The sequence below is a fragment of the Heyndrickxia sp. FSL K6-6286 genome (genome assembly GCF_038630395.1).
Lineage (GTDB): Bacteria > Bacillota > Bacilli > Bacillales > Bacillaceae_C > Heyndrickxia > Heyndrickxia oleronia.
The window spans coordinates 1,652,233-1,669,052 of record NZ_CP152029.1 but is presented as its reverse complement, the minus strand read 5'-3'; the positions used below and the strand labels follow the sequence as shown (position 1 = coordinate 1,669,052).

The window sequence follows — 16,820 nt, the reverse complement described above, 5'->3', positions numbered from 1 at the left end:
TTGCTTCTCCTTCTTCATATTTCTATATTGATAGTTCTTTTGACAATCGATACATATCAAGATCAACTTTATGAGGTGTACCTAATATCTCCAGTATATCATAATCCACTAATTGGTTATTTTGAATACCTACTGCTCTTCCACCTTTTCCTTCAATTAGTAACTCCACAGCTCGTGCACCTAGACGACTAGCTAATACTCTATCACTAGCTGTCGGAGAACCTCCCCGCTGAATATGCCCAAGTACAGAAATTCGTGTATCAAAATGACTTGCTGCCTCTAATTCTTTTGCAAAGTCATGAGCACTTTTAACTCCTTCAGCGACTACAATAATACTATGTTTTTTTCCACGCTCATTTCCTTTTCGAAGACGATCTGCAATTTCTTCCATATCATATGGATCCTCTGGAATTAATATTGTTTCGGCTCCGCCTGCTAATCCAGACCAAAGAGCAATATCTCCAGCATTTCTTCCCATCACTTCAATAATAAATGTTCTCTCATGTGATGAAGCAGTATCTCGAATTTTATCAATGGAATCTAATACAGTATTTAATGCAGTGTCAAAACCGATGGTAAAATCAGTTCCTGGAATATCATTATCAATCGTACCTGGAACACCGATACATGGAAATCCATGTTCTGTTAATGCTTTAGCTCCTTGATACGAACCGTCCCCTCCAATTACTACTAAACCTTCAATTCCAAATTTATTCAGTTGTTCAATACCTTTTTGTTGTCCTTCTTTAGTTTTAAATTCTTCACAACGTGCAGAATGAAGCATTGTACCACCACGATGTATAATATCACCTACGGATCCTACTTCTAGTCTTTCTATTTTTCCATTTATAAGACCACTATAACCGTTATAAACTCCATATACCTCTAAATCATGATAAATCGCTTTACGCACTACCGCACGAATAGCTGCATTCATTCCAGGTGCATCTCCACCACTTGTTAAAATACCAATACGTTTCATGATAACCACCTCTAATTTTATCTCACATTTAATAGTAGATTGTGAAAAGGTAAAAACCTTCATAATGAATACCTTTTAATATTTCTAAAATACCACTTTATATTCTTGTTCTCAAACTTTTAGAAGACGAGAAAACGTTATCATAAAAAATTTTTTTATGAAAAGGCTCTTTTCCCAAACATTGTTGCTATTAAAGTAAAATTTTAACTAAAAACATCAATTGAAAACCGCTACACGTTTCATTTCACCTGTGGAAGGACAGGTAAACTTTGGATAAAAATAATGTAAGCAATCGGTTCAACGATTGCTTACATTTCTAATTATCTATTATTTACTACTAACATAATCCTTTAATTCTGTAAATTCACCAATAACACGATATTTATTATAGCGCTGTTCAATAAGAACTTCAGATGATAAACCTACTAAATCCTTTAACGATTTTGCTAACACTTTATCAATTGCTTCTGCTTGAGATGCAATGTCCTTATGTGCTCCACCTTTTACCTCAGGGATTACTTCATCGATAACGCCCAATTGTTTAAGGTCAGGGGCAGTAATTTTCATAATTTCCGCAGCACGTTTGGCTTGACTTGCATCCTTCCAGAGTATTGTTGCAGCAGACTCAGGAGCAATGACGGAAAACCAAGAATTTTCAAGAACATGAATATGATTGCCAACACCTATACCTAACGCACCACCACTTGCTCCTTCTCCAATAACAATACAAATAACAGGTACTCTTAAGCCAGCCATTTCAAAAAGATTTTTCGCAATTGATTCGGAAATACCTCTTTCTTCAGCAGCTTTTCCAGGAAATGCACCTTTAGTATCAATAAAACTAATAATAGGTCGATTGAATTTATCCGCTTGCTTCATTAATCTTAAAGCTTTACGATACCCTTCTGGATGAGGCATACCAAAATTTCTACGTATGTTTTCCTTCGTATCTCTGCCTCGTTGCTGTCCGATTACTGTAACAGGCAGTCCTTTATATTTAGCTATTCCACCAATAATCGCTTCATCGTCTCCGAATACACGATCCCCATGTAACTCAAAAAAGTCAGTAAAAAGATGTGGAATATAATCAAGAGTCGTCGGTCTGCTTGGAAATCTAGCAATCTGTACACGATCCCAAGGCTTCATGTTTTCATAAATATCAGCTTCCACTTTTACAAGTCTTGCCTCTAGCTTGTTAATTTCTGCTGATAAATCAACATCTGAGTCTTTTGTAAGCTTTTTAAGTTCTGCAATTTTTTTCTGTAACTCCAGTAACGGCTTCTCGAATTCAAGCTCATTTACCATATTATTTCACCTGCTTGCTTATGAATTTCAAGAACATTTGTAATGGTATCTTTTAACTCTAATCGATCAATAATTGCATCTAACTGTCCATGCTTTAATAAGTACTCCGCCGTTTGGAAGTCCTCTGGTAATTCCTCGCGTACCGTTTGTTCAATTATTCTTCGGCCAGCAAATCCAATTAATGCACCTGGTTCAGCAAAATTATAGTCACCTAAGGAAGCAAAACTTGCTGAAACCCCACCAGTGGTAGGATGAGTCATAATTGATAAAGCTAATCCACCATTATCACTAAATTTCTTTAGTGCTGCACTTGTTTTTGCCATTTGCATTAATGAAAGAACAGCTTCTTGCATTCTGGCTCCACCAGAAGCGGTAAAAATAACAAAAGGAACTCCCTGTTTATCCGCTTCTTCTATGGCTCTCGTTATTTTTTCCCCTACTACTGATCCCATACTTCCCATTCGGAAAGTTGAATCCATTATTGCAAGGATTATTGGTATGTCATTTACATTTCCGCTACCCGTTAAAACAGCTTCATTCATTTTTGTTTTTTGTTGATCTTTTTTCAGTTTTTCTAGATAATCAGGAAAGTTTAAAGGGTTTTCGGATTGTAGATGTCGATCGAATTCTTTAAAAGTCCCCTCATCAATAAAGCTTTCCACACGTTCATACGCATTCATCGGATGATGATAACCACAATGCATACATACTTTTAAGTTTTTCTGCAATTCCTTTGTATATAAAATCTTCCGACAGTTAGGACATTTTGACATTATTCCTTCAGGAACATCGTGTTTAGCAGCCTCTGACGGAATGGTTGCATATTTTCTTTTCTTTGGTTTCGAAAAAAAGTCTTTAAGCAAAAGATAATCCTCCTTGTCGCTCTTTTACAATTTTCTTATTTGTTCATATAAGTGGAGTGATAAAAGTAAGTCTTCATCCAATATAGCATTAATGAGCTTTTTATATGGTTCTATATTGTTTATTTCTCTAGAAACATTTAATTGTGATGCATATTCTTTTATTAATAACCAAATTTTAAGTAGTAAGCGTATATTTGTAAGTTGAACTAACTCAAAAAAGAAATCATCTTCTAATAAGTAGACTCCTTGTTCCATTTTGGTCTTTAATAAGAAAATTGAATCTTTATCCTTTTGTTGAATAATAAGTCTAATTGCACCTTTTTCCAATAATTCTTTAGTAACAAAAACATCATTTTTTACTTTTTCATCCTGTAAAATAAAGGTACTTAATAATTCAACTAAATAATGGTCTGCAAAATCGCGAAGAAATGTTCCTTCCCCTCTACGTGTTTCAATTAAACCAAGTAACTCTAGAGCTCTCAATCCTTCTCTCACAGATGATCGTCCGATATTGAGACGCTCTGATAATTCACGTTCAGAGGGAAGCTTATCCCCAGATACAAGTCCGTCATCATGAATCATTTGACGAATTTGATTAACAATCTCAAGATAAGCCTTTGTTTTACTTGTTTGTTTCTCCACTTAATAAATCACTCACCTTTACCGATTACAGCAAGCTTTTCTGTTCTTGCTCTCACTTCCTCTGGGTCCACTTTTATACGTGCAACACCTGTTTCCATCGCAGCTTTCGCAACAGCAGCTGCTACAGCTGGGGCAACTCGTGAATCAAATGGTCTAGGAATCACATAATCTGCATCAAGCTCTTTTTCATCAATAAGATTTGCAATTGCTTCAACTGCAGCTTGTTTCATTTTTTCATTAATATGTGTAGCACGAACGTCTAAAGCACCTCGGAAGATCCCAGGAAACGCCAAAACATTATTCACTTGGTTAGGAAAATCCGAACGTCCAGTACCTATTACTTTTGCCCCCGCTGCCTTCGCTAAATCAGGCATAATCTCAGGATCAGGATTAGCCATTGCGAAAATAATTGAATCTTTATTCATTGTTTCAACCATTTCTTTTGTTAATGCCCCAGCTACAGATACACCAATAAATACATCTGCACCTTGAATAACATCAGCTAAGGTTCCTTCCAATCGATCACGGTTCGTATATTTGGCAACCTCTGATTTAATGCGATTCATTCCATATGAACGACCTTCAAATATTGCACCTTTTGAATCACACATAATAATATCACGAACACCGTAGTGGTGAAGTAGTCGAATAATTGCAATTCCAGCAGCACCTGCTCCACTTGCGACTACCTTAATTTCACTTATTTTTTTGCCAACTAATTTCAATGCATTTAATAAACCAGCAACTGTAACAATAGCTGTTCCATGCTGATCATCGTGAAAAATTGGGATATTCGTTTCTTTTTTTAATCTTTCCTCTACTTCAAAGCAGTTCGGTGCAGCGATATCTTCTAAATTAACTCCACCAAATGTAGGTTCTAATAATTTTACAGTTTCAACAATTTTATCAACATCCGTAGTATTTAAACATATTGGGAAAGCATCTACACCAGCAAAGCTCTTAAATAATACTGCTTTTCCTTCCATTACTGGTAATGCAGCTTCCGGTCCAATATTTCCTAATCCTAATACAGCAGTTCCATCAGTAACTACAGCTACCATATTCCCCTTCATTGTATATTCATATACAGTTTCAGGTTTGTCATATATCATTTTACAAGGTTCAGCTACTCCTGGTGAATAGGCTAAACTTAAATCCTTTGCATTTTTTACAACAACTTTAGATTTAGACTCTAGTTTTCCTTTGTTTATCCTATGCATATGTAGGGCTTCTTCTCGCAAAGTCAAAGTTCTTCCACTCCTTTATTCTTCCTCCGAAACTTTCATTTAGGTGGTCTGACCACATTGGTCTATTACATAATATATCATAATTCTCTTTTCAGTGAAAAATATTATTATTGTAAAACGACATTCTGCTCTCCTAAAAATCCTTTTAACTGGTCAATACATTCCTGTGTAGGATTAACGGATTCTTTCTTCGGGAGTTGAATCGTTCGTTCATTTTCTTCGTAAAAAAGTATGACTGATGTTTCCCCATTAAAAGCATGAATAATCGCTTTTATTTTTTGCAAACTTTCATGTGTTGAAAATGATTGCGGGATTCGAAGAAATAATTTTTTCTTTCTTTCTTCTAAGCAATGAATATCAACAATTTCTTGCACAATTAATTGTATTCCACCATTACGTTCCTCTAAATTCCCTTTAAGCAAGACAATTTGTCCCTCTTTACAAAGTTCACGATATCGTTGGTAAATATTCGGGAAAATTACCCCTTCCATTTCACCAGTTGGGTCACTAAACCTTATAAAGCACATCAATTCTCCTTTTTTTGTCCTAATTGTCCGCGCATTTAATATGAGGCCTCCCATTGCTACTTTGCGCTGACTAGTTTGGCACCTATCGATAGTCAGATTTGAAAATTCCTCTAATAGATTTTTGTAAGGGCCTATCGGATGGTCGGATAAATAGACACCTAAAACTTGCTTTTCAAAGTTCAGCTTTTCAATTGATTTCATAGGTTCAACTTCTAGGTATTTGGGTTTTATATGAAATAGTTCTTCATCTACAAATAAATCTAATTCAGTTTCATCAGGTTTGACTAACTCAGCATGCTGAATAGCCACGTCCACACTAGCTAAAAGTGTTGCACGATCTTGATTAAACTCATCAAACGCACCAGCAAAAATTAATCCTTCTAGTACATTCCGATTAATGGATTTATAGACTGTCCTTAAACAAAAATCGAACAAATCACTAAATGGTTTGGACGATCTAACGTCTAATATATCCTTTAACCCGGCAACTCCAATCCCTTTGATTGCAGCTAAACTATAACGTATCGCTCCTTTCTCAACTGTAAACGGAAAGTAGCTTTTATTAATTGAAGGAGGGAGAATAGTAAGTCCCATTTGTTTTGCCTCACGTATATACTGTGAAATTTTATCCTCATTTCCAATTGCAGAGGTTAATAATGCCGACAAAAAATATAATGGGTAATGTGCCTTTAAATAGGCTAATTGATAGGCTATTACACTATATGCAACTGCATGGCTTCTATTAAATCCATAATTAGCAAATCGAACGATTAAATCATATATTTCATTAGCTGTACTTTGATCATATCCATTGTTAATTGCACCCGTTACAAAATGCTTTCTCTCTCGATCAAGAACATCTCTTTTCTTCTTACTTACTGCTCTTCTTAATAAGTCCGCTTCTCCTAAAGAAAAACGAGCCATCTTTGAGGCAATTTGCATAATTTGTTCTTGATATACAATAACACCATACGTATTTTTTAAAATTGGTTCTAAATCCGGATGAGGGTAATAAACTTTTTCTCTCCCATGTTTTCTATCAATATAAGTTGGGATATTCTCCATTGGTCCTGGTCTAAATAATGCATTGACAGCAACGATATCCTCAAATTCGTTTGGTTTCAACCTTTTTAATACATTTCTCATTCCATCAGATTCAAGTTGAAATACCCCAGTTGTATCTCCTTTACTTAATAATTGAAAGGTTTTTTCATCATTCAATGGGATATGAGAAAGATTGATTACTTTCTTTGTTCCTTTTGAGATATTAGTTAGAATTCTTTCTATGAGAGATAAATTACGGAGACCTAGAAAATCCATTTTTAAGAGGCCAATCTCCTCTAGTATATCCATAGTATATTGCGTTAAATATACCCCTGCATGTCCTTCTTGAATGGGAATTAAATTGACTAGTGGCTCCTTGCTGATGACCACCCCTGCCGCATGTGTTGAAACATGTCTAGGTATTCCTTCCAACTTTAGTGCTGTTTCAAATAGTTTCTTATGAAGATTTGATTCTTTTACAAAACTCTGCAGCCGTTCTGATTCTTTATAAGCTTGTTCCAAAGTAATTCCAAGTTTAGTTGGTATCATTCTTGAGAGCTGTTCCAATTCCTTGGAATTGAAACCAAAAGTTCTCGCTACATCTCTAGCAGCGGCTTTTGCTGCAAATGTCCCAAATGTAATAATTTGAGCAACATGGAGATTATCATATTTCTCTGTTACATATTGGATAACTTCATCACGACGATGATCTGGAAAATCAATATCAATATCAGGCATTGAGACACGTTCAGGATTTAAAAAACGCTCAAACAGTAATCCATAGGAAATAGGATCAACATCCGTTATATATAATACGTAGGCTACGAGAGAGCCTGCCGCTGATCCCCGCCCTGGTCCTGTATAAATTCCGTTATCCCTGGCAAACTTCATAAAATCCCAAACAATTAAAAAATAATCGCTAAATTCCATTCGCTCAATAATATCTAATTCGTAGTTTAACCGCTCCATGTATGTGGTTGTTAGATTTGTTATCCTTTCTTTTAAACCATTTCTACACAAATCTCGTAAAAAACTAGAAGCCGTTTGATTATTAGGTACTGGGAATTTCGGAAGAAGCTTACGGTTCATTTCTATTTGAACATGACAAGCTTCCGCTACTAAAATGGTATTTTCTAATGCATCTATATATGCTGCAAAATCCTCAGCGATACTTTCTTTATCTTTTAAATAATATTCCTCAGACATGAGCTTAGGTCGTTCATCATCACTTAATTTTTGATTTTCACGAATGGCCATTAAACATTCATGACTAAAGGCATCTTCTTTATCTATATATTGAACATCATTAGTGACAATTTGTTTTATCTCATATTTGTATCCTAACTCGATTAACTGTTCAATTAGCTTTTTTTCTTCTGGTAGACCATGATTCTGCAAAGAAAAAAAGAAAGAGTCCTTTTCAAATAGATTTTTAAAAGTTACTGCAACCTCTTTCGCAGCTTCATTATCTCCATTTAAAAGATACTGTTCAATTTCACCCTTTAACCCGGGAGTAAAAGCAAATAAACCAGAGCGATAACCTCTTAACCATTTTAATGGAATGCCTTGTTTAGATTTTGTTTGTATAGTACTGGATAGTTTCAAAAGATTTTCATAACCTTTTTTGTTTTTTGCCAATAGAACTAGAGGGTATGATTGCTCTTGATTGATTTCACTTATCACATCAATCGTTAATCCGATAATTGGTTTTATATTATTTTTTACACATTCTTTATAAAACGGCACAACACCGTATAAAACATTTCTATCTGTTATAGCTAATGCATGGTAGTTTAGCTTTTTCGCCTTCTCAATTAATTTATGAATGGAGACTGTGCTTGATAACAAACTATATGCCGTTGAAATTTGTAAATGAACAAATGACATCTATCGTCCCCTCCTTATTGATCTTCTTTGTATCTATTATAAATCGCTATGGTCAAAAAAGAAAATATGTTCCCATTTGATCTTTTTTATTAATTCTCTACATAACTAACTAAGTTGTCCCATATATATTGTAACAGGCTCTATTCTTAAACTTTGTCGAATTTATAGTTACAAGCTTTACAATTGGTAAGTTTTAAAATTAATGTACACTTTTTGATTCAACAATCTATACGGAAATATCCTTGTAAAAGAATTCACTAAAATCTTCACCTAATTTATGGTAGTTGGAGTGGATATATATGGATGAAGCTTTTTTCCCCGCATTTTTTAATAGTTTTTTTATCGCACTCGGGGTGATGTTAGGGGGCACCTTAATAGGTGGACTTGCAGCTTTTATAACTGGTGAACAGGTCTTATGGGAGATTTCCAGAATTTCCAAAGGCCTAAGAATCTGGGCAATTATCGCTGCAATTGGGGGTACATTTGATACAGTTTATAGCTTTGAAAAAGGATTTTTAAACGGAGAAACAAAGGATCTATTTAAACAATTTTTACTCATCTTATCAGCGATGGGAGGAGCGAATACGGCTTCTTTAATTATTTCATGGTTAACACAGGAGCATGGTCAATGAGAATTCCGCCTTTATATCGTCGACCTGCATGGCAGCGTTTCATTGCTGGAGTAGTCATTGGAGGATGTATAAGCTGGATTATCTTTCTGTTTATGTTTGGGGTATTGCAAGAGAAACAAGCTAAGAAAATCAAATCCCAAACAGAAATTATCAATAATCTGGAACAAGATAAAAAAATATGGCAAGAAGACTATAAAGAACTAAATCGGAAAAACGCCGAGCTTTTAATTATACAAAAAGTTCAAGTAAAAATTAAGAACTATGAAAAATATAAAATTGACCATTTAAGTATTATGGAAGCCGAGAATAGGATTAAAGATGACTTAAGCTCCCTTATCGCTAAGGACTTATATAACACTTACAAAAATAAAGATTTAGTTTATAAAACAATCGAGAATAGAATTGATAAATTTAACAATCGTCCATACAAATATACGATAAAAAACATCGTTTTCTATTCTACGATAAGCATTGAACTCGAAATAAAACTGAGTTGATGGTCGTCGAGAAATTGTCAAGCGCCTTGATCTAACTAGATGAGAGGATCAAAATTTTCATTGATTACTAGTTTTTCTCATGAAAGGTTAGGCGCTAGGAGATGACATATAATCGCTCAACTAACAATAAGCCAATTGCACGTATTTATATTAATTTCTTAGACTAGTCGACATGACTAGTCTTTGCACAATTCAATCAAGTCATCTATTACTGTATCCACTTCATTCCATGAATAAACTGATGCTCCTGCTGCTAATGGATGTCCTCCGCCATTGTATTTCTTTGCTAATTGATTAATAACTGGTCCTTTCGAGCGAAGTCGGACACGAATTTGATCTTCTTCTTCAATAAAAAAACACCAAGCCTTGATCCCTTTAACATCGCCAAGTGTACTAACTAATAAGGATGCTTCTGAAGGAATGACATTAAATTTCTTCAATAGATCTTTACTAAGCTTAACAACTGCTGCCCCATTGACATACATTTCAAAGTTTTGTAGAACATATCCATGCAATTTAATCACCTTTGGATCACGCTCATACATCTTGTCATATAATTCGTTACGATCGAAGGAAAACTTAATTAGCTCACCTGCGAAATCAAATGTCTTTTGGGTTGTACTCGGATATAAAAATCTTCCAGTATCACCAACAATCCCGCTATAGATTAGTCTTGCGGCCTCATCGTTTATTTTTAACCCTTTTTCCAATCCAAATAGATAGAATTCATAAATCATTTCACTAGTGGATGAAGCTGAAGTATCTACCCAAAGCAAATCTCCATATGCATCTTCATTTGGATGATGGTCGATTTTAATCAATTTATCTCCCAGTTTATACCGACGGTCACATATTCTTTCTTCATTTGCCGTGTCACAAACAATCACTAATGCATTTTGGTAAGTCTCGTCTGGCACAATGTCTAATTGTCTTAAGAATTCCAATGATGGATCCGGTTTTCCGACAGCATAAATTTTTTTATTCGGAAATGAAGTACGTAAAATTTCTACAAGCCCACCTTGTGAACCATATGCATCCGGATCAGGTCGAACATGACGATGAACGATGATCGTTTCATATTGTTTTATAGTTTCTAAAATTTGATCTTTCATTCTTTTAACCCCTTTATAAATTGTCAAGATTATTTAATGAACCTCTGTGGCTTTTTCATTTAAAACTCGTTACAATAAAATCAATATTGTTATTATACGTGTTGGAGGGAAGTAAATGCCTTTTTTAGTATTGTTAATTATTTTATCACTGACATTCTATGTATTCTATAAAATAAAATTTGTCAGAAGTCGTCTTCCAATGGAGAAAAAATATTTATCTGGAAAATCAGGTATTGCACTTGGCTTATTCGTTGGTTTGTTTGGTATTAATCAATTATTCCTACACCCTTCGACCATTACCTACATTATAGGAGGTATTTTTATCCTTTTAGGCTTTTTTAGTGTGTGGGCAGGGATTAAGTCATTGCGTTATTTTAAACCTTTTGCTATAAAGGAACTTGAGGAAATAAATGAATAATCGCTGAATAGAAAGAGGGTGTCCTAGTAAAGGACATCCCTTTTTCACATATACTTACCTATCAATTAATTGACACATTAATAAAGCTTTTCCCACAAGCTGCCCTTCATTAAATACTTCAACGTCCATTTTCCCGAATTTACGCCCTGCCTCTAAAATGGTCGGAACAACCTCAATTGTACTCTCGATTTGTACAGGCTTAATAAAATAGATTGTTAAATTCTCAATTACTATATCGCCCTTTTTTTGCTTTTTTAATTTTCTGGAAGCTGCTTCATACACAAGTGTAGTAAATACCCCATAAGAGATCGTCCCTAGGGGATTTGTCATTTGCGGGGAAACTTCAAAATAATAGCTTTCATCACTACTATTTGCATCGATCTGAGTTGTAATAATATCATCAATTGTTTCACCAACTTGTGGCTGACGTTGGGACATTTGTAAAGCTTTTAACACATCCTGCCTACTAATGATGCCAAATAGTCGATGATAATCATCTACAACAGGAAGAACCTCAATCCCTTCCCAAATCATCATATGTGCAGCTGAAGTAACACTTGTCTTTAATCCTACGGTAATAGGATTTTTGGTCATTACCTTCTCAATTGTCACCTGATAATCATGTTCGATAATATCTTTTGAAGTGACCATTCCAAGTACTTTCATTCCTTTATCAACAACAGGAAAGCGACTATGGGAGGTCAATTTATTTTTTTTATACCAACTACCTAGATTATCATTATTCAGTAAATAGGCAGTTTGATCAATTGGGGTTAAGATATCTTCAACTAATATGATTTCCTTCTTAATTAATTGATCATAAATGGCTCGGTTAATCATCGTTGCAACTGTAAAAGTATCATAGCTTGTTGATAAGATAGGTAATTCTAATTCATCCGCTAGTTTCTTTACTTCTTCGTCTGTATCAAAACCACCTGTTATTAAGACGGCTGCTCCAGCTCTTAATGCTAATTCATGAGCCTTTGTCCGATTTCCGATAATAAGTAAATTTCCGGCACCCGTATACTTCATCATCGCCTCAAGCTTCATGGCACCAATAACAAATCGAGTTAACGTTTTATGTAGTCCTTTTTTGCCACCTAGTACTTGTCCATCAACAATATTCACAACTTCTGCAAAGGTTAACTTTTCAATATTGTTTTTCTTCTTACTTTCAATGCGAATGGTACCAACTCTTTCAATCGTACTGACATATCCTTTATTTTCAGCATCCTTAATCGCTCGATAAGCAGTACCTTCACTTACATTTAATGCCTTGGCAATTTGTCTAACTGAAATTTTTTCACCAATTGGTAAATTATCTATATATTGTAATATTTGTTCATGTTTTGTTGCCAAGCTCCCCACCCAATTCTTTCCGCTTACTATATTAGTTACATTATAAGGTGAATAGCTTGGCAATTCAATTTTTAGCGCCAAAAACACTTAATTCGAACGTGCACGTTTTCGAGTGGTTTCAGCAATTTTTTGATTCGCTCGATATTTTTTTGGTGTATAGAGCCAAGCCGAAAGGTTTCCTGCGAAAACTAGTAATGATAATCCTAACCATGCTAATGAAAAAATGCCCTGCTTATTTTCAAGTGAAAATGATAATTGAGGTAGTGCATAATACAGCATTAATATGGTTAATAGCATACATAGTAAGTATCTGTTTCTCATGATTTATTCCCTCCCCATAAATAAGCTTGTATTATTCTATGCACAAACCACACGGTCAAATACTAAATATATAAAGAAAAAAAGAGGCTGGGACAAAACCCACCTCTGAGATGAAAAAGCCGGTGAATTTTACGACGAGTAAAATTTCACCGGCTTTGATTTTTTTACAATAAAATAAGGACCACTTCTGATAAAATTAAGTTACCACACCAAATAAAATCAGAAAGAAGGATCCTTATGTTTAAAAATTATACCATGAATCAATTAGTTTTACCTTTAGATTTAGAAGTAAAATTACAAAAAAATGATATTGCCTTTCATATCCATCATCTAGTTGAAAGTATTCCTCATGAAGTTTTCGAACCATTTCTGCGAAATGAGGGCTATCCTGCTTATCATCCACGCATGATGCTTAAAATTATTTTATGTGCCTACACCCAATCTGTCTTTTCAGGGCGAAAAATTGAAGCCCTATTAAAAGACAGTATCCGGATGATGTGGCTATCACAAGGGTATGAACCAAGCTACCGTACAATCAATCGATTCCGTGTTCATTCAGATGTGAAAGAATTAATTCGCCAATGTTTCGTCCAATTTCGTTGCCAATTAATCGAAGAAAAACTAATCGATCAAGAAGCAATTTTTATTGATGGTACAAAGATTGAAGCAAATGCGAATAAATTTACGTTTGTCTGGAAGAAATCGATTGAGAAATATCATCACAGTTTAATTGAAAGGTCAAACCAGCTATATAACGAGCTACTTGAGAACGAAATTATACCTGAAATTGAACGGGAAGGTGATGAACAATTATCATTGAAAGAGCTCGCTCAATTGGTTGAAAAAGTGGACAATGTCGTAGCTGAGTATGATAAACAAATTGAAGAATCATCAGACGTTCCAGAACGAAAAGCTTTAAGAAGTGAGCGCAAATACCCGAAACAAGTGCGTAAACAATTGATTGATTTTGTCTTACGAAAACAAAAATACCAACGAGACTTTGAAATCTTTGGCACACGTAATAGCTATTCCAAAACAGATCTGGACGCGACATTTATGCGAATGAAAGATGATTATATGCAAAACGGACAATTGAAAGCTGGCTATAATGTACAAATCGCAACGGAAGGGCAATACACGCTTGCCTATAGTTTATTTTCAAACCCAACAGATACACGTACGTTAATTCCATTTCTTGATGAAATCGAGAACCATTATTTCGTGTTACCGAAACATATTGTCGCAGATGCAGGTTATGGTAGTGAACAAAACTATAATGATATCCTTTCGAACAGAAAACGAGAAGCACTGATTACGTTTAATCTGTATTTGAAGGAGCAAAAGAAAAAGTACAAACAAAACCCATTGAATCCCGATAACTGGCAGTATTGTGAAGAAACAGATACATATATATGCCCTAACCAGAAACGTCTTGAATTTCACTATCATTCTGTCCGTACTGACCGTACAGGATTTCAACGAAGGTTCAAGATCTACGAGTGTGAGGACTGTTCGGGATGTCCATTCCGTTCATTATGTACAAAAGCTAAAGAAGGCAACAATCGAAAACTAATGGTGAATGAAAAATGGGAACAACAAAAAGAATATGTGAGAGCGAAGCTTTCAGAAGAGAAAACGAGCACCATCTATCGAAAACGCAAAATCGATGTGGAACCAGTTTTTGGATTCTTGAAGGCTAATTTGCGTTTCTCTCGATTTTCTGTACGAGGAAAATCGAAGGTAGAAAATGAAATGGGACTCGCATTAATGGCCGTGAATTTAAGAAAATTCACGGCCAAACAACTACGGTAATAGAAGAATCAACACACAAAAATAGAAAAAGTTGAATTTGAGTTCGCTCAAATTCAACTTTTTCACTATTTGAAGCTAGTTATGTCCCAGCCCCTTTTTAAAGATTCATTGAATCTCCAGCACTCATTATCTTTCCATTATTTTTTTCTAATAAGTCAATAAAAACCTGTGGATCCTGTTTGATTGGTGGAAAGGTATTGTAATGGATTGGTACAACGACCTTAGCTTGACAGAACTTGGCTGCAATTGCAGCATCCTCAGGCCCCATCGTAAAATTATCTCCAATTGGTAAAAACGCTAAATCAATAGGATGTCTCTCACCTATCAGTTTCATATCTGAAAATAAGCCTGTATCACCCGCATGATAGATCGTTTTACCTTCTACCATTAATAGTACTCCTGTAGGCATTCCTAGATAAATTATTTCTTTATTTTCGGTGATTAATGCAGATCCGTGAAAAGCAGGTGTTAATTTTACTTTTCCAAATTCAAATTCGAACGAACCACCAATATGCATAGGATGAGTATTAATTCCCTGCCAGCTTAAATAATTAGCAATTTCATTATTCGCAATCACTAGAGCCCCGCTTTTTTTGGCAAGTTCAACTGTGTCACCGACATGATCCCCATGCCCATGTGTCAGAATAATATAATCAGGATGTTCATTTTCTACCTTTAAATCAGTTTGTGAATTTCCCGTAATAAATGGGTCGAATAAAATTGTCTTACCTTTCGTTTCAACCTTTACAATTGAATGACCATGATAGGATACCTTCATTTACTCTCTCTCCTTTTTAAAAAACTAGCCTATTTCTTTATTTCCATAGAAACTAAAGAAATCCTTCATCATATTACAAAATACCCTTTTTGAACTAAAATTAAAAGAAACTTTTATATTTCATACAGCTTCAAAAATAGATAGTCTGAATCATTTCTGCTATTCTGTATATATACGTATTTAAGGAGATGAAAAAAATGAATCAACGACTACATGAATTAATGAATTGGCTTAAACAAGAAAATATAGATTCTGCCTTTATAACTTCAACTGAAAACGTATTTTATTTAAGTGGATTTCGAAGTGATCCTCATGAACGACTACTCGGTATTGCAGTGTTTCAGGAAGCTGAACCATTCCTAATCTGTCCATCATTGGATGTTAACGATGCAAAGGCTACTGGATGGGAATATGAAGTGATTGGATGTTCAGATACCGACAATCCATGGGATACACTTGAAAAAAACATGAAAAGTCGTGTAACGAATATACATACTATGGCATTGGAAAAAGAACATGTAATAGTAGAAAGATATGAACAGTTAATTAATCGATTTGAGGGCACTAAATTCATCGCTGCTGAAGAAAAACTACGCCAGTTACGTTTGATTAAGAACGAAAAAGAAAAAGAGCTATTAAAAAAAGCAGCAGAATTTGCTGATTTCGCTGTGCAAACAGGTGTTAGTGAAATTAAAGAAGGCAAAACAGAATTAGATATTATTGCTGCCATTGAATATGAATTAAAGAAAAAGGGAATCTCTGAAATGTCCTTCTCAACGATGGTGCTAACTGGAGCAAATGCTGCCTCACCCCATGGTAACCCTGGCCTAACTAAAATTAAAAAAGGCGACTTTGTTCTTTTTGATTTAGGTGTTGTATATGAAGGATATTGTTCAGATATTACTCGTACAGTTGCTTACGATCATTTTAATGAAGAACAAGAAAAAATTTATAATACCGTATTAAAAGCAGAGATAGAAGCAATTAATGCAACCAAGCCAGGTGTCCAAGCAAAAGATTTAGATAATATTGCTAGAAATATTATTACTGAAGCTGGCTATGGACAATACTTCCCACATCGACTTGGTCATGGATTAGGTATTGGTGTTCATGAATATCCTTCTGTAACAAATACTAATGAACTTGTTATTCAAGAAGGAATGGTCTTTACTATTGAACCAGGAATTTACGTCCCTAATGTTGCTGGTGTCCGTATAGAAGATGATATATTTGTCACAAAAGATGGAGTAGAAATTTTAACTGCCTTCCCTAAGGAATTGCAAATTATTAAATAAGCCTCTTTTCTCAAACATTGTTGCTATTTAAGTAAAGTTTTAACTAATAACTACTATCGGCTGAAGACCACTACACCTTTTATTTCTCTGAGAAAAGAG

15 protein-coding genes are annotated in these 16,820 nt (G+C 34.8%); 5 read left to right on the top strand and 10 right to left on the bottom strand.

From position 1 onward, the window contains the following. Positions 1-22: 22 nt before the first annotated feature. The 6 genes from pfkA to dnaE all read right to left on the bottom strand — a co-directional run bounded on the left by pfkA (position 23) and on the right by dnaE (position 8,497). Positions 23-982, bottom strand: a complete 960-nt coding sequence (gene pfkA / locus MHI39_RS08420) for a 6-phosphofructokinase (protein ID WP_071976968.1) — start codon at positions 980-982, stop codon at positions 23-25. 327 nt (positions 983-1,309) lie between these two features. Then, positions 1,310-2,287: an acetyl-CoA carboxylase carboxyl transferase subunit alpha gene (gene accA, locus MHI39_RS08415; RefSeq protein ID WP_058006012.1), complete on the bottom strand. Its 978-nt coding sequence runs from the start codon at positions 2,285-2,287 to the stop codon at positions 1,310-1,312. Continuing rightward, positions 2,281-3,150, bottom strand: a complete 870-nt coding sequence (accD, locus tag MHI39_RS08410) for an acetyl-CoA carboxylase, carboxyltransferase subunit beta (protein WP_342541073.1) — start codon at positions 3,148-3,150, stop codon at positions 2,281-2,283. Before accD ends, accA begins: the two co-directional genes overlap by 7 nt. A 24-nt stretch (positions 3,151-3,174) precedes the next feature. After that, positions 3,175-3,732 (bottom strand): GntR family transcriptional regulator, encoded by a 558-nt coding sequence (locus MHI39_RS08405; RefSeq protein WP_058006064.1) that lies wholly within the window; start codon positions 3,730-3,732, stop codon positions 3,175-3,177. A gap of 68 nt (positions 3,733-3,800) precedes the next feature. After that, a complete protein-coding gene (locus MHI39_RS08400; RefSeq protein ID WP_078110172.1) occupies positions 3,801-5,039 on the bottom strand; it encodes a malic enzyme-like NAD(P)-binding protein in 1,239 nt (412 codons plus the stop codon). A 107-nt stretch (positions 5,040-5,146) separates the two neighbouring features. Continuing rightward, positions 5,147-8,497 carry a DNA polymerase III subunit alpha gene (gene dnaE / locus MHI39_RS08395; RefSeq protein WP_180211660.1) on the bottom strand — a complete coding sequence of 1,117 codons (3,351 nt, stop codon included), beginning with the start codon at positions 8,495-8,497 and terminating at the stop codon, positions 5,147-5,149. A 299-nt stretch (positions 8,498-8,796) separates the two neighbouring features. On the opposite strand from dnaE, the gene MHI39_RS08390 reads away from it, so the two are divergent. Beyond that, entirely contained in the window at positions 8,797-9,129 is a 333-nt protein-coding gene (locus tag MHI39_RS08390; RefSeq protein ID WP_058006016.1) for a YtrH family sporulation protein, read from the top strand. Further along, entirely contained in the window at positions 9,126-9,626 is a 501-nt protein-coding gene (gene ytrI, locus MHI39_RS08385) for a sporulation membrane protein YtrI (RefSeq protein ID WP_058006017.1), read from the top strand. The genes MHI39_RS08390 and ytrI overlap by 4 nt, the downstream gene beginning before the upstream one ends. A 176-nt stretch (positions 9,627-9,802) precedes the next feature. On the opposite strand, the gene MHI39_RS08380 is transcribed toward ytrI, so the two are convergent. After that, a complete protein-coding gene (locus MHI39_RS08380; protein ID WP_251345883.1) occupies positions 9,803-10,738 on the bottom strand; it encodes a bifunctional oligoribonuclease/PAP phosphatase NrnA in 936 nt (311 codons plus the stop codon). Positions 10,739-10,853: 115 nt separating this feature from the next. On the opposite strand from MHI39_RS08380, the gene MHI39_RS08375 reads away from it, so the two are divergent. Further along, positions 10,854-11,156 (top strand): YtpI family protein, encoded by a 303-nt coding sequence (locus MHI39_RS08375; RefSeq protein ID WP_058006019.1) that lies wholly within the window; start codon positions 10,854-10,856, stop codon positions 11,154-11,156. 54 nt (positions 11,157-11,210) lie between these two features. On the opposite strand, the gene MHI39_RS08370 is transcribed toward MHI39_RS08375, so the two are convergent. Further along, on the bottom strand, positions 11,211-12,515 hold the full coding sequence (locus MHI39_RS08370) for a CBS domain-containing protein (protein ID WP_058006020.1): 1,305 nt from the start codon (positions 12,513-12,515) through the stop codon (positions 11,211-11,213). A gap of 87 nt (positions 12,516-12,602) precedes the next feature. Next, positions 12,603-12,836, bottom strand: coding sequence for a hypothetical protein (locus tag MHI39_RS08365; RefSeq protein WP_251345882.1), 234 nt, complete (start codon positions 12,834-12,836; stop codon positions 12,603-12,605). A 237-nt stretch (positions 12,837-13,073) separates the two neighbouring features. Between MHI39_RS08365 and MHI39_RS08360 the strand changes: the two genes are divergently transcribed. Continuing rightward, positions 13,074-14,648, top strand: coding sequence for an IS1182 family transposase (locus tag MHI39_RS08360; protein WP_342540934.1), 1,575 nt, complete (start codon positions 13,074-13,076; stop codon positions 14,646-14,648). A 97-nt stretch (positions 14,649-14,745) separates the two neighbouring features. Here MHI39_RS08360 and MHI39_RS08355 read toward each other — a convergent pair whose 3' ends face one another. Continuing rightward, positions 14,746-15,426, bottom strand: a complete 681-nt coding sequence (locus MHI39_RS08355; RefSeq protein WP_058006021.1) for a metal-dependent hydrolase — start codon at positions 15,424-15,426, stop codon at positions 14,746-14,748. A gap of 197 nt (positions 15,427-15,623) precedes the next feature. Here MHI39_RS08355 and MHI39_RS08350 point away from each other — a divergent pair, with 197 nt between their 5' ends. Beyond that, a complete protein-coding gene (locus tag MHI39_RS08350) occupies positions 15,624-16,721 on the top strand; it encodes a Xaa-Pro peptidase family protein (protein ID WP_180211658.1) in 1,098 nt (365 codons plus the stop codon). The last annotated feature ends 99 nt before the right edge of the window (positions 16,722-16,820 follow it).